The following is a 17,405-nucleotide window of genomic DNA, read 5'->3' as shown; positions in this document are numbered from 1 at the left end:
AATGATACATAGATACAGGTTAACATTTGCACAACAGACCAATCAATTATAGAATCGATAGAAGATTGTAAGCAAAGTTGAAAGGGGCACAGATATGATCGATTTTCCTTTACAAGAGGCACGTATTCGAGATCTGCAACAATGGATGGAGGCAGGAGAACAGACTTCTGTATCGTTAACCTCTTTATATATGCAGCGTATAGCAGAAATAGATCAGGATGGGCCGATGTTGCGATCTGTAATAGAACTGAATCCAGATGCTATCTATATGGCTACTCAAATGGATCAAGAGCGAGCTCAAGGACATATTCGTAGTGAACTGCATGGCATACCTGTATTGATCAAAGACAATATTAATACAGGTGATCATATGCATACCAGTGCAGGATCGCTGGCATTAGCAGATTCATTTGCACCGGAAGATGCTTTTTTAGTGAAGCAATTACGCAACGCTGGAGCGGTTATTTTAGGCAAAACCAATCTAACTGAAATGGCGAACTTTATGGCTTTTAATATGCAAAATGGATATAGTGCTCGCGGAGGGCAGACTCTTAACCCGTATGGCCCCGGACGATTAGATGTAGGCGGTTCAAGCGCAGGCTCGGGAGCGGCTGTAGCAGCCAATCTATGTGCAGTCGCTGTAGGTACAGAGACATCAGGTTCGATTCTGAATCCGTCAGGTAAAAACAGTCTGGTAGGTATCAAGCCTACGCTGGGGTTAATTAGCCGCACAGGAATTGTACCGATTACGTATACGCAAGATACAGCCGGGCCGATGGCAAGAAATGTAGAAGATGCAGCCATTTTGTTAAGTGCATTAACAGGCAAAGATGAACAAGATGTATCGACACAAATTTCACCAACACCTGCGCTTGATTATACCGCTTATCTTGATCCAGAAGGACTACGTGGAGCAAGAATAGGCATTAACCGGGCATTTGAACAGCAATGTAGTGACGAAGAAAAGTCAATTATCGAAGCTTCCATAGAAGCGATGTATCATGCTGGAGCAGTGATTATAGAACATACCGATCTTCCAGAAATTGTATCAGAAGACATGACAGTATTATTATACGAATTCAAGTCTGCTCTAAATAGTTATCTATCCACTTTAGGAGCACATTCCAGAATTCGTACACTGCAAGATATGATTGATTATAATCATCTTCATCATCAAGACGCTCTTAAATATGGTCAGGAGATTTTAATCAAAGCCCAGTATGAAACATCAGGTACATTAACAGAAGCCAAATACATTCAAGCACGTCTTAACAACTGGCGTCAGGCGCGTGAAGAAGGAATCGACCGTCTGCTTCAAGAACATCAGTTGGATGCCATCTTTACGCCATCCTGGCATACCGATGCACCAGCAGTAGGGGGTTATCCAGCGATTATTGTACCCGCAGGATATCGTAGAGACGGTATGCCTTTCGGAATCAGCTTTATGAGTACAGCGTACAAAGAACCTGACTTGATCCGAATCGCTTATGCTTTTGAAAAAACAGTACCTGCACGCAGAAGTCCAATGTTATAAGCTGTTCATATAGAAGAAAAAGGCAGTAATTCTGATTTCAGAGTTACTGCTTTTTTACGTGATTATTTATGCAAAAAAATAACTAAAAAATTTAGTAAATTAACTGTAAACTTTTTGCTGAATTTTGACGAAATAGTAAAATAGAACTATTTCACTAATGAAGATTCAACACATCGAAGGAGGCGCTTATGAACAGCGTATTAACACAAAATGACAAAACAAAAGCAACACCTTATGAAAGATTAGCTTCTAAGCTTTTGCTATATACATTGGCTATTATTTTAACCAGTTGTATTCCTATTTATGGAGCAATGTATTTTCTTCATCTGGTCGATTTGTATGCATGGTTATATTTAATCGTTTGTGTATGTATTTTGGTACCAGCTGCTTTCTTTATTTTCAAAAAGACCAATCATTTATCTATAGGTAAATATCTATTAACACCATTATCATTTATCGCTTGTACGACAGTGATCTGGGTACTTCCTTCTCAAGCTTCATGGTCTGCTTTTCTAATCTATGTGACGCTTTCTGTCGTTTACTTGAATATGCGTGTAAGTATTGTAGCGACCATCTATGCTGTTGTTTTAGAAGCAGTCTTGCTACTATTTGATCCTATCGTTACAACGATCTCTGTATTGGATATTATTGTACTGGTAGTCGTAACAATCATGGTTGGATCTGCTGGTGTATCGATTTGTATTTTGGGTCAGAAAATGATGAGCAACTTGCATCAACAAAAAACGCAAATTGATAATTTACTTCAAGAAGTAGAACGTTCTGCACAAGAATTGACTGAGTTTGGTGGACAATTACAACGTAATGCAGAAGATACCGATCGTATAGGTAAAGAATTAAATACAGGGTTTAATGAAATTGCTAAAGGTATTGATTCCCAAGCAAGTAGTATTGGCGAAATTAATACATCGATGCAAAATTCAGAAACATTTATTCGCAATATTGGTAATACTGCTAATCATATGACAGAGCTTGCTGAACGAACCGCTTCCTTAACACGTTCAGGCAATGAGCAGGTGATCCGTCTACGTGAAGGTGTGCATGAAGTAGGTCAGACGATTGATAACACACATGCTGCAATGGATACTTTACGTAATTATGCACAAGAAATTTCTTCCGTTTCTCAAGCTATCGAAAATATAGCTCGTCAAACTAATATGCTGTCATTTAACGCAGGAATCGAAGCTTCACGCGCTGGAGAACATGGCCGAGGTTTTGCTGTTATCGCTACTGAAATTCGTGATCTAGCTAGTGAAGCACAACAATCGACCGTCTTGATTACCGATATTTTGCATCGTATTCATGATCAGACAGAAGTAGTATCCGGTCGTATTCAGCAAGGCAAAGAAGCGATTGATGTGATTCAGCTCTCTGCCGAACAGACAGAATCATCTTTTGGAGATATCATGACAGAAGCTAATACAGTATCAGATCGCTCGGTAGAAATCGGTGGTATGATCAAAGAATTGATCGAAGGTATTCGCCATTCTGTATTAGAAACAGGCACGATCTCTGCCGTTACAGAACAATCGAGTGCTTCTATTGAACAAATGACTTCAAGCTTACAAGAACAATCCACACGAGTAAGCAGTATCGCAAACAGTATTGATGAGTTAAAACAATTGATCGATATATTAAATCATTCATTGGATCAAAATAATGCTCTAGTAGAAAGTGACGAAATTGTGTCTGGAAAAGCTTCTTAATTTGTCAATAAACGGACAAAATGTATTCAGATTCATGCATGATTTCGACAAAATAATTACAAGGGTATCTACTTGCTTTCTGTAAAACAAAGATCAAAAAGTGTTGTAAAACGATTGAACAAACACTACTCATGTGGTTTTCACATACGAGTAGTGTTTTTTTTAGTGGTAATTATGCACGTTGGGTCTTTTGACCAGTTTCTTATTATAAGGATTGACTATTTCTGGAATATAGATGAATATATATGCATATAATTCCATTAATTGGTGCATGGGATTATCGGCTGTACAGCACCATTTTTAGTTCATTATATTCTTCATCTGTAATTGTGCTTTACCTGATTCTCGCCACTCGATACATCTATATCTAGAAGGAGGAATTAGAATGCAGCAATCCCCGGTTTCTGTAGAGCAAATTATTACTATGATTAGTGAGGTAAAACAAGACCCTTCCTGTTTGACACGTCTAGACCGCGATTCTGATATTATTCACGATGCCGGACTGGATTCAATCCAATTGATTCATTTTATTTTACGTGTAGAAGATGACTTTAATGTCGAAATTGATTTTGAAGAGTTTGATATGGAGCATTTGGGCTCTATACAAGCGTTCTGCAATTTTGTAAGTCATGAGACAGGTCAAGACAATCTGACTGAAGAAAAGGTCAACACGTTATAAGCGCTTATATAAAAATTAAAGCGCTAACACTTATTAACCATAATTACACGCTTAGGTACTTATTCCAAACCGATTTTATCGAATACAGCTAACACATATTGATGTACAAATTGTGTACAAAATCACTTTTTCTGACACTTATCGGGCTTATGATGCTATGCGTCATCAGATTCAAGTATGCTTTGAACATTGAATTCAAAGGAAGAGGTGTTTTTTTTGCAACCAAGAAGCGAAGTAACCATTGACCGCAAAGAATTCCAACTGATCAAACGAACTGTTCGTAATGCAACTGTCTCTTACCGTAATCAGATTAAAGATCCGACATACAAAACGCCTATCCCTCAATCTCTAGGAATTAAATTAACCAACCGTTGTAATCTACGGTGTACACACTGTTTCCAATGGAATGAAGATGGATATCATCATCAAATGGATAAAGCGGAACAGAATATGGATCTGGATCCGGCTATTTTCAAACAACTGTTGGATGATACCAAAGAAGCTAAATCTCGCTTGTATCTATGGGGCGGAGAACCGATGTTCCACCGTCAATTTGGACAAATATTAGAATATATTCAAAACGATCGTCGTGAGATGACGATCTGTACTAATGGATTGCTGATCGACAAATTTTTGGAACCTATTTTGGATCTCTCTGAAAATTTAGAGTTACTTATTGCTGTTGAAGGATTTGAATATGAGCATAACCTGATTCGTGGTAAAGGCACATTTCAAAAAACAATGGCACAAATTGATCGCCTAGTTGAATTACGTGATCAAGGATTATACAAAGGCAGAATTTCTGTTCATGCAGTTATTAATGACAATATGATTGGACGTATGACTGAATTGCTAGAATTTTTCGAATCGAAAAAGTTAGATCTAGTGATGCTGTGCTTCCCTTGGTATATTTCACGGGAAACATCGCTCAAAATGGATACGTATTTCTCAGAAAAATTCCAGTGGTTGCGTCAGTTGGATGAGCGTCATATCAGTAGCTGGCATGCATTTAAATATAAAATCAATCCAGATCGTATGGATGCATTGATGGAAGACTTGCATAAGATCAATGACCGTATCTGGAAAATCCGTGTTCGTTATCAACCAGGTCTAGATTACGATGAAATTGATAAATTTATTCATGGTGATGAAATGACAAGTCGTTGTTCTAATCACTGTCTAGCGTTAACATCACGTACAGATATTGTACCGGATGGTAGTGTTATGCCTTGTAAATTCTTTTCCGAGTTTACCGTAGGGAACTTGAAAGAGAAAAGCTTGAAAGAAATCTGGGATTCTGAAGAATATGAAAATGTAAGACATATTATTAATAAAGAAGGGCTAACGCCTGCGTGCTCGAAGTGCAGTGTATTGTATCTACATGGTGCAGGTACAGTCAATTCGCTCGACTATATTTAAGAGCGGAGGGAGTTTATGAGACAGCAGCTATCTTTAATGGATGCTTTGACCGATCGGCGTGATAAAGGTCGCTTAGTATGGATTTTTAATATTGGCGCTGAATCGGTCTGGCATAATATCAGCAAAGGAGTGAGTGATCCCCAGGAACAAGAAGTAGTCAATCGAATAGAAGAGATGAATCTTTTACTCTGTCGTAAGCAGGATATTATGATTTTGCGTAAACAACCAGACCCGGATTATCTAGATATGTTGGAAAATCTGGGTTTTGAGTTACCTCGAATCGAGATTCCTGAAGGGGAAAGTGATGATCCTTTTGTATCGATATCGCAATTAATTTTGCAAGATGAAGCGCTGTTAGAACGATTGCAGTTATACGGTATGCAAGGGCGTGCAGCTTATGAAGAAACGTATCTGGTTCCTTATGCTGTTACACAGTGGGAAGAAGAAATTGCGCGTACTTGTGAGATTCCGTATATCGGAGCGCCTTCGGATATCTGTAAATTAGTCAATGACAAAATATTCAGTCGCCAAGCAGCGATTGAATTAGGATTCCCTGTCAGTAGCGGAACCGTATGTGCGACGGTGGAAGAGATTAGACGTGAGTGTTTGGCGATAGGTACAGCTGATGCAGAAGCGCAAATTATTATTAAAGAACCTTATGGCGCTTCTGGCAAAGGCTTGTATTTATTACAGGGTACGCAAAAGCTTGATGCAACGCTGAGCGTAATGAGCCGTTTTGCACGCAAGCAAAATAATCCAGATCAAGCATGGTTGGTGGAACGCTGGCACAAAAAGCAAATGGATCTGAATTACCAGATTTATATTCATCCTGATGGAGATGTAGAAGTCTTTTCACTCAAACGTCAGATTGTGGATGGCACTGTCTATATTGGGTCGTATATGCCTTCAGGTGTAAGCGAAACGATTCGGCAACAATCCCGTCAATATGCGATGGAATTAGGGCACTATTTGTATGAAAAGCAGTATCGCGGGATCGCTTCGATAGATGCTTTTATTGATGAAAGTGGTGAGTTGATTCCTGTTATCGAAATTAACGGGCGTTTTACGTTATCCACGTATATTTCATTATTACCGCAAGTGTTTGGACTTAGAATATTTCGTTCTCGTTATTTCCGGCATATTACGAAAGAGCGCTTAACTTATCAAGCCCTTTGTCAGACGTTGGAAGAGCATGATCTGTTGTATACGTCTTTGCATCCATTTGGTGTATGGATTTATACGGCAGGTACATTATCAGCCAGTAAAACCACCAGCGGGTACAACAATCGGATTTTTGCGATTGTAATTGCAGATACTCAAAAGGAAGCGCAGCGACTGGAAGAACAATTAGAACACATTATTGCAGAATTATAACCAAGTGATCGTCAACGATATGTTAAAAGGAGGCACAACGATGGAAGTAAGTGAACAACAGGTTGTACCATTGCTTGCTCAAGTTTTAAAAATGGCTCCAGGCGATCTGGAAAATCTACAGCCAGACGATGATCTACGAGAATACGGTCTTAATTCATTATCGGCAGTCGAATTAATTGTAGAGTTGGAAAACCATCTAAATATCATGATCGACGATGATAATCTACTATTGGAAGAATTATCGACGTTACGCCGAATTGAAAATATATTAGCCCAATATGTTTAAAAGGTCACTTGCCAAACAAGTTTTGCCTGAAACAGTAGGAGCGCCAGGACAGCATTGCTTTTATGCTAGCCTGCACGCTTTGCTACTGCGTCAAGGTGTATATACCGATGAAGCTGATTTGTATTTTCTTTGCAACGGGTTGTCGATCTCGTACAAAGGGAATTTCGATTCATTTGGTCTACGTCCGATGGCGGATTTGTTATCTCAATGGTCAACCAATACACAGGTTGAAGTAAAACATGTCACTATCGATCCTTCGCTTTCAAAGCGAAACGATTTTTTGATTTTACAGGATTGGTCTAATGCTTTGGAAAATGGAAAAAGTATTCTTTTACATTTACAAAGTCATTGTCTGAATTTCCATCCGGTGTATCAAAATAACCCGAGTAAAGGGCATGTGATCCAATTATACGGGTTAGATATGAAGCAAGATGAAGCGTATGTATCTGATCATTTTTTGTTAGAAGAGTCAGGGCATGTGCTTAGTTATAGTGGCAAAACCAATCTCACTTTATTGTTGGAAGGCATATCAGAATACGCGTATCTTAATGGCAATCCAGCAGAAGAATTGAGTGTAAAAAAAGTCATTCAAGCGTGTGATCTTCATTTAGAGCAATTTTTGCAAGAAAGTTGGTCTGCCTATGCTGTTTTGTTCTGTGATCTGGATCGTTTGTTAGATATGGATGATGAACAATTTCGAGCCAGTTGCGATACGTTATATTACCAGTTACGGATAGAGAGCTTGATGCATTTATTACAATATACCGAGCAATTCATTAGTCGGTATGAAGGATTGATGGGCGGTGAGCATTATACAGATCTATTGCGATCAGATCTGTATGAACTCAGACAAACATGGAAAAGACATCTGCTTCAATTGTACAAAATAGGTCTACGTGTTAATCGTGATAAATTACCAGAATATATTCAACATAGTCTGCGTTTATTAGCAGAATTAAAAGCGGTATTAGAACGCATGAGAATGACGGTACATCAGGTCCGTCTATAGGAATAGGCAACATGAAGGAGGTCGTGTCATCTGTCTGCTATCACATTAAATCAACTGTCCAAAACATTTGAATATTACAAAAAAGAACCCGGCTTACGCAAATCATTTTCCAATTTATTTAAACGGGAAAAGCTGCATAAAGAAGCAGTGATCGATCTGAGCTTTGATATTAACGAAGGCGAGATTGTAGGCTTTCTTGGACCCAATGGAGCAGGAAAAACAACAACGCTCAAAATGTTATCCGGTATTCTACATCCTAGTGATGGAGAAGCTTCTGTACTTGGATATACTCCGTGGGAACGTAAAAAAGAATTTAAACGTCAGTTCTCGATTGTGATGGGTCAAAAAAATCAATTGTGGTGGGATTTGCCTGCAAGCGATTCATTTGAACTCAACAAATTAATCTACGATCTGGACGATACTGAATATAAGCGCACACTGGATGAACTGGTAGAATTGCTCGGTGTAAGTGAACAGTTACATGTACAAGTACGCCGTCTGTCTCTAGGCGAACGGATGAAGATGGAATTGATTGCTTCGCTACTTCATCGCCCGAAAGTCATTTTGCTTGATGAGCCGACTATCGGACTTGATATTATTTCTCAAAGTAAAATTAGACAGTTTTTCAAAACATACAATCAGACGTACAATACAACGATTTTGCTAACCAGCCATTACATGCGTGATATTGAAGATTTGTGTTCAAGAACGATGATTATCAATCATGGACAACTGGTCTACGATGGTGATCTCAAAAGTGTAAATGATGTGATCGGTTCCTGGAAATTGCTCAAAATCCAACTGTCAGCCCCAGTATCGGAACTATCTTTAAATGGATATGGCAAAATCCGTTCTCGCTCTGAATTGGAAGTCGTATTTGAATTAAGCAAACACGATGTATTACGCAAATCCAAAGAAATACTGGATCATTTACCAGTGATCGATTTTACGATAGAAGATATTCCTTTAGAAGAAGGGATTGCGATTCTGTACGAAAAAGGTGGATTGCCCCATGCCCAATAAAGTGTATCGCAAAATTTTACATATGGGGATCCAGAATGAAATGGAATACCGGACTAATTATTGGATTCAACTGGTGAGCTTTTTTGTACCAATGATGACCCAGTTTTTTTTATGGTTAGCGATTTTTCAATCCTCCGGTCAGGGAACGATAGTAGGATATACGTTTCAAGAAATGCTGATCTATATCATTATGGCGGCAGTCACAGGCAAATTAGTCGCAGCCGGATTTGAATACGAGATCGCTGGCGATATCAAAGAAGGCGGATTAGGTAAATTTTTGGTACAGCCATTAAATTATTTTGCATATCGCATTTTGAAATTTCTTGGAGCCAAAGCTGTTCAGTCTATTCTTGTTATTGTATTTGCAGCGGTCGTATTGATCTGGTTGCGGATCGGTCTACATGTTCCTGTCGGTTGGGATAGTGCGCTACGTTATCTGATTGCATTACCCGGCGCTCTGTTACTGAATTTTGTCATCTATTATGCACTTAGTGGTATTGCTTTCTGGCTGACAGAATCTACCGGATTATTTTATACGTTATCGTTGATTATTTATATTGCTAGTGGCAGTGTATTTCCGTTAACGATTTTCGGAGAGACTATCGCCAAATTATTAGGCATGTTGCCTTTTTCCTATATTGTCTTTTTTCCTGTCAATATGATTACAGGCAAATTAACTCCAACAGAAGCGGTAACAGGGATTGGTATGCAGTGGTTATGGATCGTTGTTATTTTGCTAGTAGCTAGGTGGGTATGGAGTTCAGGAGTGCGCCGTTATGTAGCGGTGGGAGGATAATGATATGCAAATGATCTGGAAAGAAGCAAAGCGATATTCACGTATTTATGGACGATTTATGAAATTCTCTGTGATGTCGCAAATGGAATACCGCACTAATTTTATTACAGCTTTTCTGATTGAGACTGCGTATCTACTGATCAAGCTATTATATGCGATTCTGCCTTATCAGGTAGGAACCGATATTAATGGCTGGTCGCCGGATGCGATTTTGTTATATGTAGGTGTATTTACGATTATGAGTGGATTGTATAGCGGATTGTTTTTTACTAATTTCACACAGTTACCGGATAAAGTACGTACCGGTTCACTGGATGTGTTGATTACCAAGCCAATCTCGTTGCAATTTGCAGTGACTTTACGCCAATTTGAATTAGGATATACGATTCCAAATGTGGTTGGTGGCGCTATCATGGTTGCGATTGGCTGGAGTCGAATGGGCTTACCGGTAGACTTTTACCATGTGGGTGGATTTATCTTTTTTATCGCTATCGGAGTGTTGATTGCTTATTCGGTATTTTTATTGCCTCAATTGCTTGCATTTTGGACAGTACAGACGACAGGAGTCACCGATATGTCCAATAGCGTTTTTGAAACGAATTATGTCCCGATGGCTGTCTATAATCGTATTATTCAGCGTTTGGGAACCTTTTTATTGCCTGTGTTCGTAATTTGCAATTTTCCACCTATGTTTGTGATGGGTGCTTTGAATCCAGGTATGATCTGGTGGGCATTGCTTGCGCCGGTCTGGTTGTTAATTATTATTCGTGTGATCTGGAGTTATGCTTTGCGTCATTATTCCAGTGCCAGTCAATAATGAGCTACTAACTAAAGGAGGAATATACATATGAGTGAACGTGTTGGTAACCAGCCATTGCTACACATGGGTGCTTTTGAAGCCGAATTGTACTGGCGTGAAGATGATCTAGCTACTTTGCCAGCTTTACCTGATAAAGAAGCAGAGAAAATAGTTACGGCGATGGATGAACTGTTATTTACTTTTTGCCATCCAGGAGATCTGCTATTTACCCGTTATGCAATCGAGCCAGCACAGCGTCAATATATTCAGCAATTGGGATTTAGCGTATATGGAAATACGCAAGATTTGGAAATGGATGCCGCCAAAATCAAAGATCATATTCTAGCAGGGCAAGATCAGACGATGGCAGGAATCAATCGCTTGAGTGCAGGCAAACAAGCAGGGATGTCTGCACGTCCTGTGTCTGTTTTCCAGTGGATGCAAGAACAAGATGAACAGCTAACCGCTCCATTTCCATTATCTACGATGACTTTATCTCCATTTGCATGGATTCCTCATATCGAAGAGATGAATCAACGATTTGGGATCGGTTATCATGCTCCTGATCTGGAAGTCGTCAAAAAGGTCAATACCAAACACTACTCTGCTCAAATGAAACAAAAGCTCAACTTGAGCGGTGTAGGGGTACTTGTAGAAAGCAGTGAAGAACTGGTTGAAAAAGGAAGTGAATGGCTGAAAAAAGGGTCTTTTTTAATCAAAGACAATTACGGTGTATCAGGCAAAGGTAATATGCTGATCGATTCTCCTGAACTTCTTGTACGGATTGGTCATGGTCTGCATAAACAAGAGGAAAAAGGGAAAAAAGTTCAATTTCTAATCGAAAAGTATCTGCAAAAAGAACGTGATTTCTCCTGCCAATTCTATATTGATCCACAAGGAAATATCGAAATGTTATCTGTTCAATGGTTAGCTAACTCTCAATTTGCTTATCGTGAGTCACTTTCTCCTGATCCTGCTTTTATGGTGCGACTGGAACAAGAAGGTTATTTTGCTTTGATGGAGCAGATCGGTAAGCAGTTGTATCAAGATGGTTACTTTGGACATGTCTGTATTGATTCTATGGTGTTGCAAGATGGTAGTCTTGAGCCAATGGTAGAGATTAACGCTCGCAAATCAATGAGCTTAATCAAGCACCAGATGGATCAATATCTGCGTACGTATGGACTGGTAGGTAATATGACCAACTATAATGTGTCCCATACAGGCGAAGTCTCGCATGAGCAATTGCTACATCTTTTAGAACAAGAGAATCTGCTCTATCTGCCGAATCGCCAACAGGGTATTATCCCATTAACATCAGCCGCTTTACATGTGAATCACCGCTTCCGCAATGACAACAAAAAGCACAAAGGCAGAATCTACCTTTCGGTTGTAGCTACTCATGACTATATCAAGCAACAACTATTGACTCGATTTGAACAACTATTAGAAACAAACCAATTTAGCATATTAAATTAATCAAATAGCGAATGTTCTACTTTAATATTCATTTCTATTCATTTTTATCACTCAACATATAGTTCTTTTCTTCACCATCCTATCATGGAAGGATTTGATGATCATGACTGTAACGATATTGTGTTCTGGTTTTGGATTAGGCTTTTATACACCCGGTCTACTTGTAGAAGCAAGCTTGAAGCGTATGGGTATTCCGACAGACGTTCTTGTATTTGAAAATGTTATGCAATCCGATCAATTGCAAAAAGTAGATAAAAGCCGGCAAGCATATCATGCTGATTTTTCAGTTGCATTGATGTCTCAGCGAATTCCACAAGATATCCGCAAAAGTATGGATGATGAACAGATTGCAACATTGTTACAGCAGTGGGAATCCGAAGGAAGGCAACATTTTATTTGTTTATCAGGGCACTGGATATACATTTTAGATCGCTATCGGGAGCAGGTAGGTGAAGCCAATATCCATGTGGATTTATTGTATCTGGATGTGGTCGATTCTCCTTCCTGGAAAAGTGTACGCAAACGATTAGGTCAGCTACATGAGAGTTATCATGAAGTCTGGCTATTTGGTCATGGAGAACAAGAGATGTACACATATATCGATATCCCTTTGTCAGACCCTGTGATTCCGTATAGTCAAAGGCAACATCGACTGTTGGTACATGGCGGTGGCTGGGGAATGGGGACGTATCGTGAACGTATTGCCGAATTAGAACAAGTAGGCTATGGACTGGATATTATTCTATATGATCAAGATGAACGAGGCACTTCAGAACAAGGGCAACGCTATTATCGAATGAATCCAGAATGGCGTACATGGCAACAAAATGAACAGGGTAAGCATACCTTTCCGCCATTAGGAGAAGTGCAAGCAGATCAGTCTGTTCAGTATGAATCACGAGCAGAGTATCATATTTTGTGCGAGATTGAACGCAATGTACAAGCGATCGTGAGCAAGCCCGGTGGAGGGACATTAGCAGATTCTTTTGCACTCAGTACGCCGATTATCTTTTTAGATCCTTTTGGTGAACATGAAGCTCAGAATGCAGCTCAATGGGAAAAATACGGATTTGGATTATCTTACGAACGCTGGATGAGTGAATATGGTGGAGGTACCGATATTTTGGAACAGATGCATCAGCAGTTACTACAAGCCCGTCAACAATTTCCAGCGTACGCAGATGAGTATATTCAACGTCATATGCAGCTTCTTCATCCTACGATGGCTAAAGGTACATTATGATGAAATCTTCGGAAATGAGTATCAGGCAATCCACCACAGACGCAGATGAACATATTCTTTCGGCTCAAGTGAGTCACCATCCAGAATCAACTGTCAAATTAGGTATTCTAGGCTGTTCAGGAATTGTGCCACGTGCTGTTCTTGATCCTGCACCTTATGTCGATGGACTGGAAATTGTAGGTGTTGCTAATCGCACTTTATCCAAAGCTGAATCGCTAGCAGAACATTATGGAATTGCAACGATTTATAACAGTTTGGACGAATTGTTAGCTGATCCTCAACTGGATGCTGTCTATATAGGGCTGAGTAATGAACTGCATGCAACATGGATTCGCAAAGCATTATCCGCAGGCAAACACGTACTGGTCGAAAAACCACTTTGTTTATATCCAGAAGAATTGCCGATGATGGGTGCCGCGGCACAGCATTATGGATTGCAATTGATCGAAGGGATTATGGTAGCACATCATCCGTGGCAACATACATTGCGTGAGTTGATTCAGTCTGGTGAATATGGAGACTTGATAAGTACAGTGACCCAGCTTACGATACCTGCCAAAGACAATCATCAGGATAATTACCGAAGCCATCCAGAGCAAGGTGGAGGATGTTTTTGGGATTTGGGTTGTTATTGGCTCCAATTTTTACAACAGGTGATTGGTATACAACATGGTGAGTTTGATGGACATTCTCTATTTGATGGGCCGAATAGATGCGATTGGACATTTGAAGCGCAAGCCAGACTTGCTCATGGAGTAACAGCAGAAGCGATATTCTCATTTGAGAAGCCGTATAGTAGCCGTCATATTGTTTACCTTGAACACGCAACGATAACGATTAATGACTTTTTCCGCTGTAATCTAGGCTTTTATAAATTGAAGTTAAAGATTGCTTTGCTGGAAAATGGGCAAGAAACAGGTGAAGTTCGTTATCATACCTTTGAGCCAATGAATTATTATGTAAATCAATTACGCTTTTTTCGTGATACGGTTCATCATCCGTCCAATCATCATTCGTTGGATGAATCGGTAGAACGTATCCACCTGCTATCTCATATTCATGCGACTGCCAAATCCAAAAGTGTTATATCTTGAGTTATCCGTACAGATATGTGGCTTAGCAAACATCTTTTTCTTATCAAAATCTTTTTCTCGTTGAACGTGGTTGCATGTGTAATGCCAAATGGTTAGGAGATGAACATGGATGAGTCATTTATCAGAAAATAATCCTTTATATGAAGCGTTACAGCAGTATCCAACGCCTTTTTATTATTACAATGGAGATCAATTAGCTGATCATATTCACTCTTTTCAACAAATGCTACATCCCAAAGTTCAATTGCATTATGCGTTAAAAGCCAATAACAATATAGCGCTAGCTAGCCTTTTACGTGAATGGGGCTGTCATATTGAGATTGCTTCTTTAGGAGAATTGCGTCTGGCTGAAGCGGCAGGGTATTTACCAGAAGAGATTATTTATACAGGCCCGGGGAAAAGTGAAAAAGAATTACGGACAGCGATAGCGCATCAGATTTATTGTATCAATATCGAATCACTAGCAGAGTTAGAAACGATTCATCAGATTGCTACAGAATATGATTGCCATGTAAGAGTCGGTATCCGGGTGAATCCAGATGGAGAAGGGATCGGGGGATCGTCCATTCAGATGGCAGGGGTAGCCCGACCATTTGGGATTGATGAGTCTCAACTTGATCAAGTATTTCAGCGTGCGGCTGAGATGTCACATATTCAAGTGATCGGTATTCAAGTCTATGCGGGTACACAGATTATGGATGCAGAGGTGTTGCTGAGTAATTTTAGATATACTTTATCTTTGGCAGCCCAACTTCAGGCTAGATATCCGGTTCAACTGGATATTGTAAATCTGGGTGGTGGATTTGGAGTTCCTTACTTTTCTCATGAACGTCCACTGGATATAGAATATGTGATGCAACAACTGACACTGCTCATAGATGAATATAGTGTTCATTTGCCTCATAGTTCTTTTATTATCGAAAGTGGTCGCTATTTATTAGCCGCTGCGGGAATCTATGTCTGTCAGGCGCAATATACCAAAGTATCCAAAGGCGAACATTTTGTTATTGTGGACGGTGGGATGCATCATCATGCAGGAGCTACATTTCGAGGTAGACGACCACGCAACAATTATCCGATTGAAATTATTCCAAGACATCATACGCCAGATGCAGAGCAGACGCAGGTTACCAGTATTGTAGGGCCTCTGTGTACGCCGGATGATTGTTTATTCAAAAATGTAGAGTTGCCTGTTATCCATGCTGGTGATTACATATGTATTCTGCAATCCGGTGCGTATGGATTAACATACAGCCCTATTCAATTTTTAGGGCATGCTACTCCTGCTGAAGTGCTGTATTATAAAGGCAAATCGTATTTGATTCGTGAACAAGGCGATCCTGAAGATTTGTTACTGCGACAGCAAAATATCGTACCTTCTACAGAATGGACGGCGGTGCCATGATGAATTCTAGTACGTATTCCTATACTCATTACGAAGCATCGTTAGCCCGTCAACCTATTCCGTCTGATTCGCAGAAAATCTTGCCTTTAGCCAAACCTTTTGTTAAAGGATATCAGTACTTGGGATATGCTCTATCTGTTATTATGACTCATGAAGAGTGTTTGCCGTGGGTATATCATCAATTTATCCAGTTGAGTTCTCCTAATTACCAGTGGGTTGATTTTTACCATCCACATGACTTTAGCGACTACCCCTGGTTGGAGACGAATGAGACCGATTGTGCAGATCTGAATGCAGAGCAATTGATTCATACATGGATACAGCTTATTAATGAAGAAAAGTATCTGGTGATGTTTATTGATGAATTTTATTTGTCCCATACTGCTTTTTATCAAGAAGAGCATTATTCTCATGATATTATGCTACACGGATATGACTTGGAGCAGGGTATATTCTGGGCAAGCGGATACAATCGTGATTTTCAATATGGAGAGTATTCTATTCCTATCGAAGAAGTGCTAGCAGCTCATTTCTCATTTCAAGAATCGCATAAGCGTCTTATTACGATTCGCTATCAGCAAGCACCTGTACATTCTCCCAAAGTGATCGCTGTAGTTGTTACATTAGAGGGTCTGATTGAACAGTTGCAAGACTATGTAGATTCTTGCCCGTCATCTTGGAGACGTAATGATATTCAGCAAGCCAGCGCCCACTTTTATGGTATGGAAATCTATGATATTTTACAAAATAGTATTCAGAACTTTATCGATAATCATATCAAAGCCGATATTCGGGCATTCCATATCTGGTACGAACACAAAGAAGCGATGGAGCAACGATTAACGTATTTGACGCAAAATGTAACAGGCTTACAAGCGATCGTAGATCAGCATCCTACACTGATGCCAGCGTTAAAAGAACTAACTCGTAAAGCAACGATTATTCGTAATCTATTGCTCAAATACAATCGAAGTCACAATATAGCTAGCTTGGAGCGCGCGTCGCAAATGCTCTATACGATGCGTGGTGAGGAAGAAGTAGCCTTGCAAATGATGCTCACTGTGCTCAAGCAAAGTATTCAGCCTGTATCTGTATTGGAGCAATCTCGTGAATTAAAACGGCGTGTCGTAGATCGTCAGCTACGCAAAACAGTCGAAGACCGATTGATAATCTTCGATCAATTAGAAAAGCTAGATCATCCTAATGAATGGATAGAAATTATGCTGATTATCGATCAACAGTTATGGGAACAGTTAGCTCAGACTGATTCAGTACGAACAGATCGTCTGATCGCTTTCTGGTGTGAATTGCTTCAAACCAAGCCGTGGGTAGCCAGTCAATATGATACATTACGTAATGTGGTAGAGCGAATGCAGAAGGTGACGCAAGATGAGCAAGTCAAAGCCCAGTTAGAGTACTGGCATACGACGATGACTGCTATTCGTTCTCAATAAATCATCAAGTGTATAGAATAATTCAGATTATTGACATGAAATCATAAATAGCCGTAGGACTCTCTAATCATTAAGAGAATCCTACGG

General features: G+C 39.7%; 15 protein-coding genes. All 15 read left to right on the top strand.

Annotated features, from left to right (window positions below; all coding sequences use genetic code 11):
* The first annotated feature begins 94 nt into the window (after positions 1–94).
* The 15 genes from PQ460_RS16715 (at position 95) to PQ460_RS16645 (ending at position 17,318) form a co-directional block, all read left to right on the top strand.
* Complete coding sequence (locus PQ460_RS16715) at positions 95–1,534, top strand: amidase (protein WP_274170506.1); 1,440 nt, start codon at positions 95–97, stop codon at positions 1,532–1,534.
* Positions 1,535–1,722: 188 nt separating this feature from the next.
* Positions 1,723–3,258, top strand: a complete 1,536-nt coding sequence (locus PQ460_RS16710; protein WP_274170505.1) for a methyl-accepting chemotaxis protein — start codon at positions 1,723–1,725, stop codon at positions 3,256–3,258.
* A 385-nt stretch (positions 3,259–3,643) separates the two neighbouring features.
* Complete coding sequence (locus PQ460_RS16705; RefSeq protein ID WP_204824873.1) at positions 3,644–3,937, top strand: acyl carrier protein; 294 nt, start codon at positions 3,644–3,646, stop codon at positions 3,935–3,937.
* 216 nt (positions 3,938–4,153) lie between these two features.
* Positions 4,154–5,356, top strand: a complete 1,203-nt coding sequence (locus PQ460_RS16700) for a radical SAM/SPASM domain-containing protein (RefSeq protein WP_204824872.1) — start codon at positions 4,154–4,156, stop codon at positions 5,354–5,356.
* Between the two features lie 15 nt (positions 5,357–5,371).
* The gene (locus PQ460_RS16695; RefSeq protein ID WP_273615494.1) at positions 5,372–6,730 is read left to right on the top strand and encodes a preATP grasp domain-containing protein; all 1,359 of its coding nucleotides are present in this window, start codon (positions 5,372–5,374) and stop codon (positions 6,728–6,730) included.
* 40 nt (positions 6,731–6,770) lie between these two features.
* Complete coding sequence (locus PQ460_RS16690) at positions 6,771–7,016, top strand: acyl carrier protein (protein ID WP_204824870.1); 246 nt, start codon at positions 6,771–6,773, stop codon at positions 7,014–7,016.
* Entirely contained in the window at positions 7,009–8,025 is a 1,017-nt protein-coding gene (locus tag PQ460_RS16685; protein WP_273615495.1) for a BtrH N-terminal domain-containing protein, read from the top strand. Before PQ460_RS16690 ends, PQ460_RS16685 begins: the two co-directional genes overlap by 8 nt.
* A 30-nt stretch (positions 8,026–8,055) precedes the next feature.
* Positions 8,056–9,048 (top strand): ABC transporter ATP-binding protein, encoded by a 993-nt coding sequence (locus PQ460_RS16680; RefSeq protein WP_274172951.1) that lies wholly within the window; start codon positions 8,056–8,058, stop codon positions 9,046–9,048.
* Positions 9,038–9,844, top strand: a complete 807-nt coding sequence (locus PQ460_RS16675; protein ID WP_273615496.1) for an ABC transporter permease — start codon at positions 9,038–9,040, stop codon at positions 9,842–9,844. The genes PQ460_RS16680 and PQ460_RS16675 overlap by 11 nt, the downstream gene beginning before the upstream one ends.
* A gap of 4 nt (positions 9,845–9,848) precedes the next feature.
* On the top strand, positions 9,849–10,661 hold the full coding sequence (locus tag PQ460_RS16670) for an ABC transporter permease (RefSeq protein ID WP_273615497.1): 813 nt from the start codon (positions 9,849–9,851) through the stop codon (positions 10,659–10,661).
* Between the two features lie 30 nt (positions 10,662–10,691).
* Positions 10,692–12,122 carry an ATP-binding protein gene (locus tag PQ460_RS16665; RefSeq protein ID WP_274170504.1) on the top strand — a complete coding sequence of 477 codons (1,431 nt, stop codon included), beginning with the start codon at positions 10,692–10,694 and terminating at the stop codon, positions 12,120–12,122.
* A 103-nt stretch (positions 12,123–12,225) separates the two neighbouring features.
* Positions 12,226–13,365, top strand: coding sequence for a UDP-glucuronosyltransferase (locus PQ460_RS16660; RefSeq protein WP_273615499.1), 1,140 nt, complete (start codon positions 12,226–12,228; stop codon positions 13,363–13,365).
* Positions 13,366–13,379: 14 nt separating this feature from the next.
* On the top strand, positions 13,380–14,459 hold the full coding sequence (locus tag PQ460_RS16655) for a Gfo/Idh/MocA family protein (protein ID WP_274170503.1): 1,080 nt from the start codon (positions 13,380–13,382) through the stop codon (positions 14,457–14,459).
* Positions 14,460–14,568: 109 nt separating this feature from the next.
* On the top strand, positions 14,569–15,864 hold the full coding sequence (locus PQ460_RS16650) for a type III PLP-dependent enzyme (protein ID WP_274170502.1): 1,296 nt from the start codon (positions 14,569–14,571) through the stop codon (positions 15,862–15,864).
* Positions 15,861–17,318, top strand: coding sequence for a hypothetical protein (locus PQ460_RS16645; protein WP_274170501.1), 1,458 nt, complete (start codon positions 15,861–15,863; stop codon positions 17,316–17,318). Before PQ460_RS16650 ends, PQ460_RS16645 begins: the two co-directional genes overlap by 4 nt.
* Positions 17,319–17,405 lie beyond the last annotated feature (87 nt).

This window comes from Paenibacillus sp. KACC 21273 (genome assembly GCF_028736095.1).
In the GTDB taxonomy this organism is placed as follows: domain Bacteria; phylum Bacillota; class Bacilli; order Paenibacillales; family Paenibacillaceae; genus Saccharibacillus; species Saccharibacillus kyungheensis.
Note: the sequence above shows the minus strand (reverse complement) of the source record. Positions and strands in the feature narration are given on the sequence as shown.

Bases quoted from the DNA above. Each gene is read 5' to 3' on its own strand.
- PQ460_RS16715 (WP_274170506.1), top strand. From the start codon at position 95: ATGATCGATTTTCCTTTACAAGAGGCACGTATTCGAGATCTGCAACAA.
- PQ460_RS16710 (WP_274170505.1), top strand. From the start codon at position 1,723: ATGAACAGCGTATTAACACAAAATGACAAAACAAAAGCAACACCTTAT.
- PQ460_RS16705 (WP_204824873.1), top strand. From the start codon at position 3,644: ATGCAGCAATCCCCGGTTTCTGTAGAGCAAATTATTACTATGATTAGT.
- PQ460_RS16695 (WP_273615494.1), top strand. From the start codon at position 5,372: ATGAGACAGCAGCTATCTTTAATGGATGCTTTGACCGATCGGCGTGAT.
- PQ460_RS16690 (WP_204824870.1), top strand. From the start codon at position 6,771: ATGGAAGTAAGTGAACAACAGGTTGTACCATTGCTTGCTCAAGTTTTA.
- PQ460_RS16685 (WP_273615495.1), top strand. From the start codon at position 7,009: ATGTTTAAAAGGTCACTTGCCAAACAAGTTTTGCCTGAAACAGTAGGA.
- PQ460_RS16675 (WP_273615496.1), top strand. From the start codon at position 9,038: ATGCCCAATAAAGTGTATCGCAAAATTTTACATATGGGGATCCAGAAT.
- PQ460_RS16670 (WP_273615497.1), top strand. From the start codon at position 9,849: ATGCAAATGATCTGGAAAGAAGCAAAGCGATATTCACGTATTTATGGA.
- PQ460_RS16665 (WP_274170504.1), top strand. From the start codon at position 10,692: ATGAGTGAACGTGTTGGTAACCAGCCATTGCTACACATGGGTGCTTTT.
- PQ460_RS16660 (WP_273615499.1), top strand. From the start codon at position 12,226: ATGACTGTAACGATATTGTGTTCTGGTTTTGGATTAGGCTTTTATACA.
- PQ460_RS16655 (WP_274170503.1), top strand. From the start codon at position 13,380: ATGAGTATCAGGCAATCCACCACAGACGCAGATGAACATATTCTTTCG.
- PQ460_RS16650 (WP_274170502.1), top strand. From the start codon at position 14,569: ATGAGTCATTTATCAGAAAATAATCCTTTATATGAAGCGTTACAGCAG.
- PQ460_RS16645 (WP_274170501.1), top strand. From the start codon at position 15,861: ATGATGAATTCTAGTACGTATTCCTATACTCATTACGAAGCATCGTTA.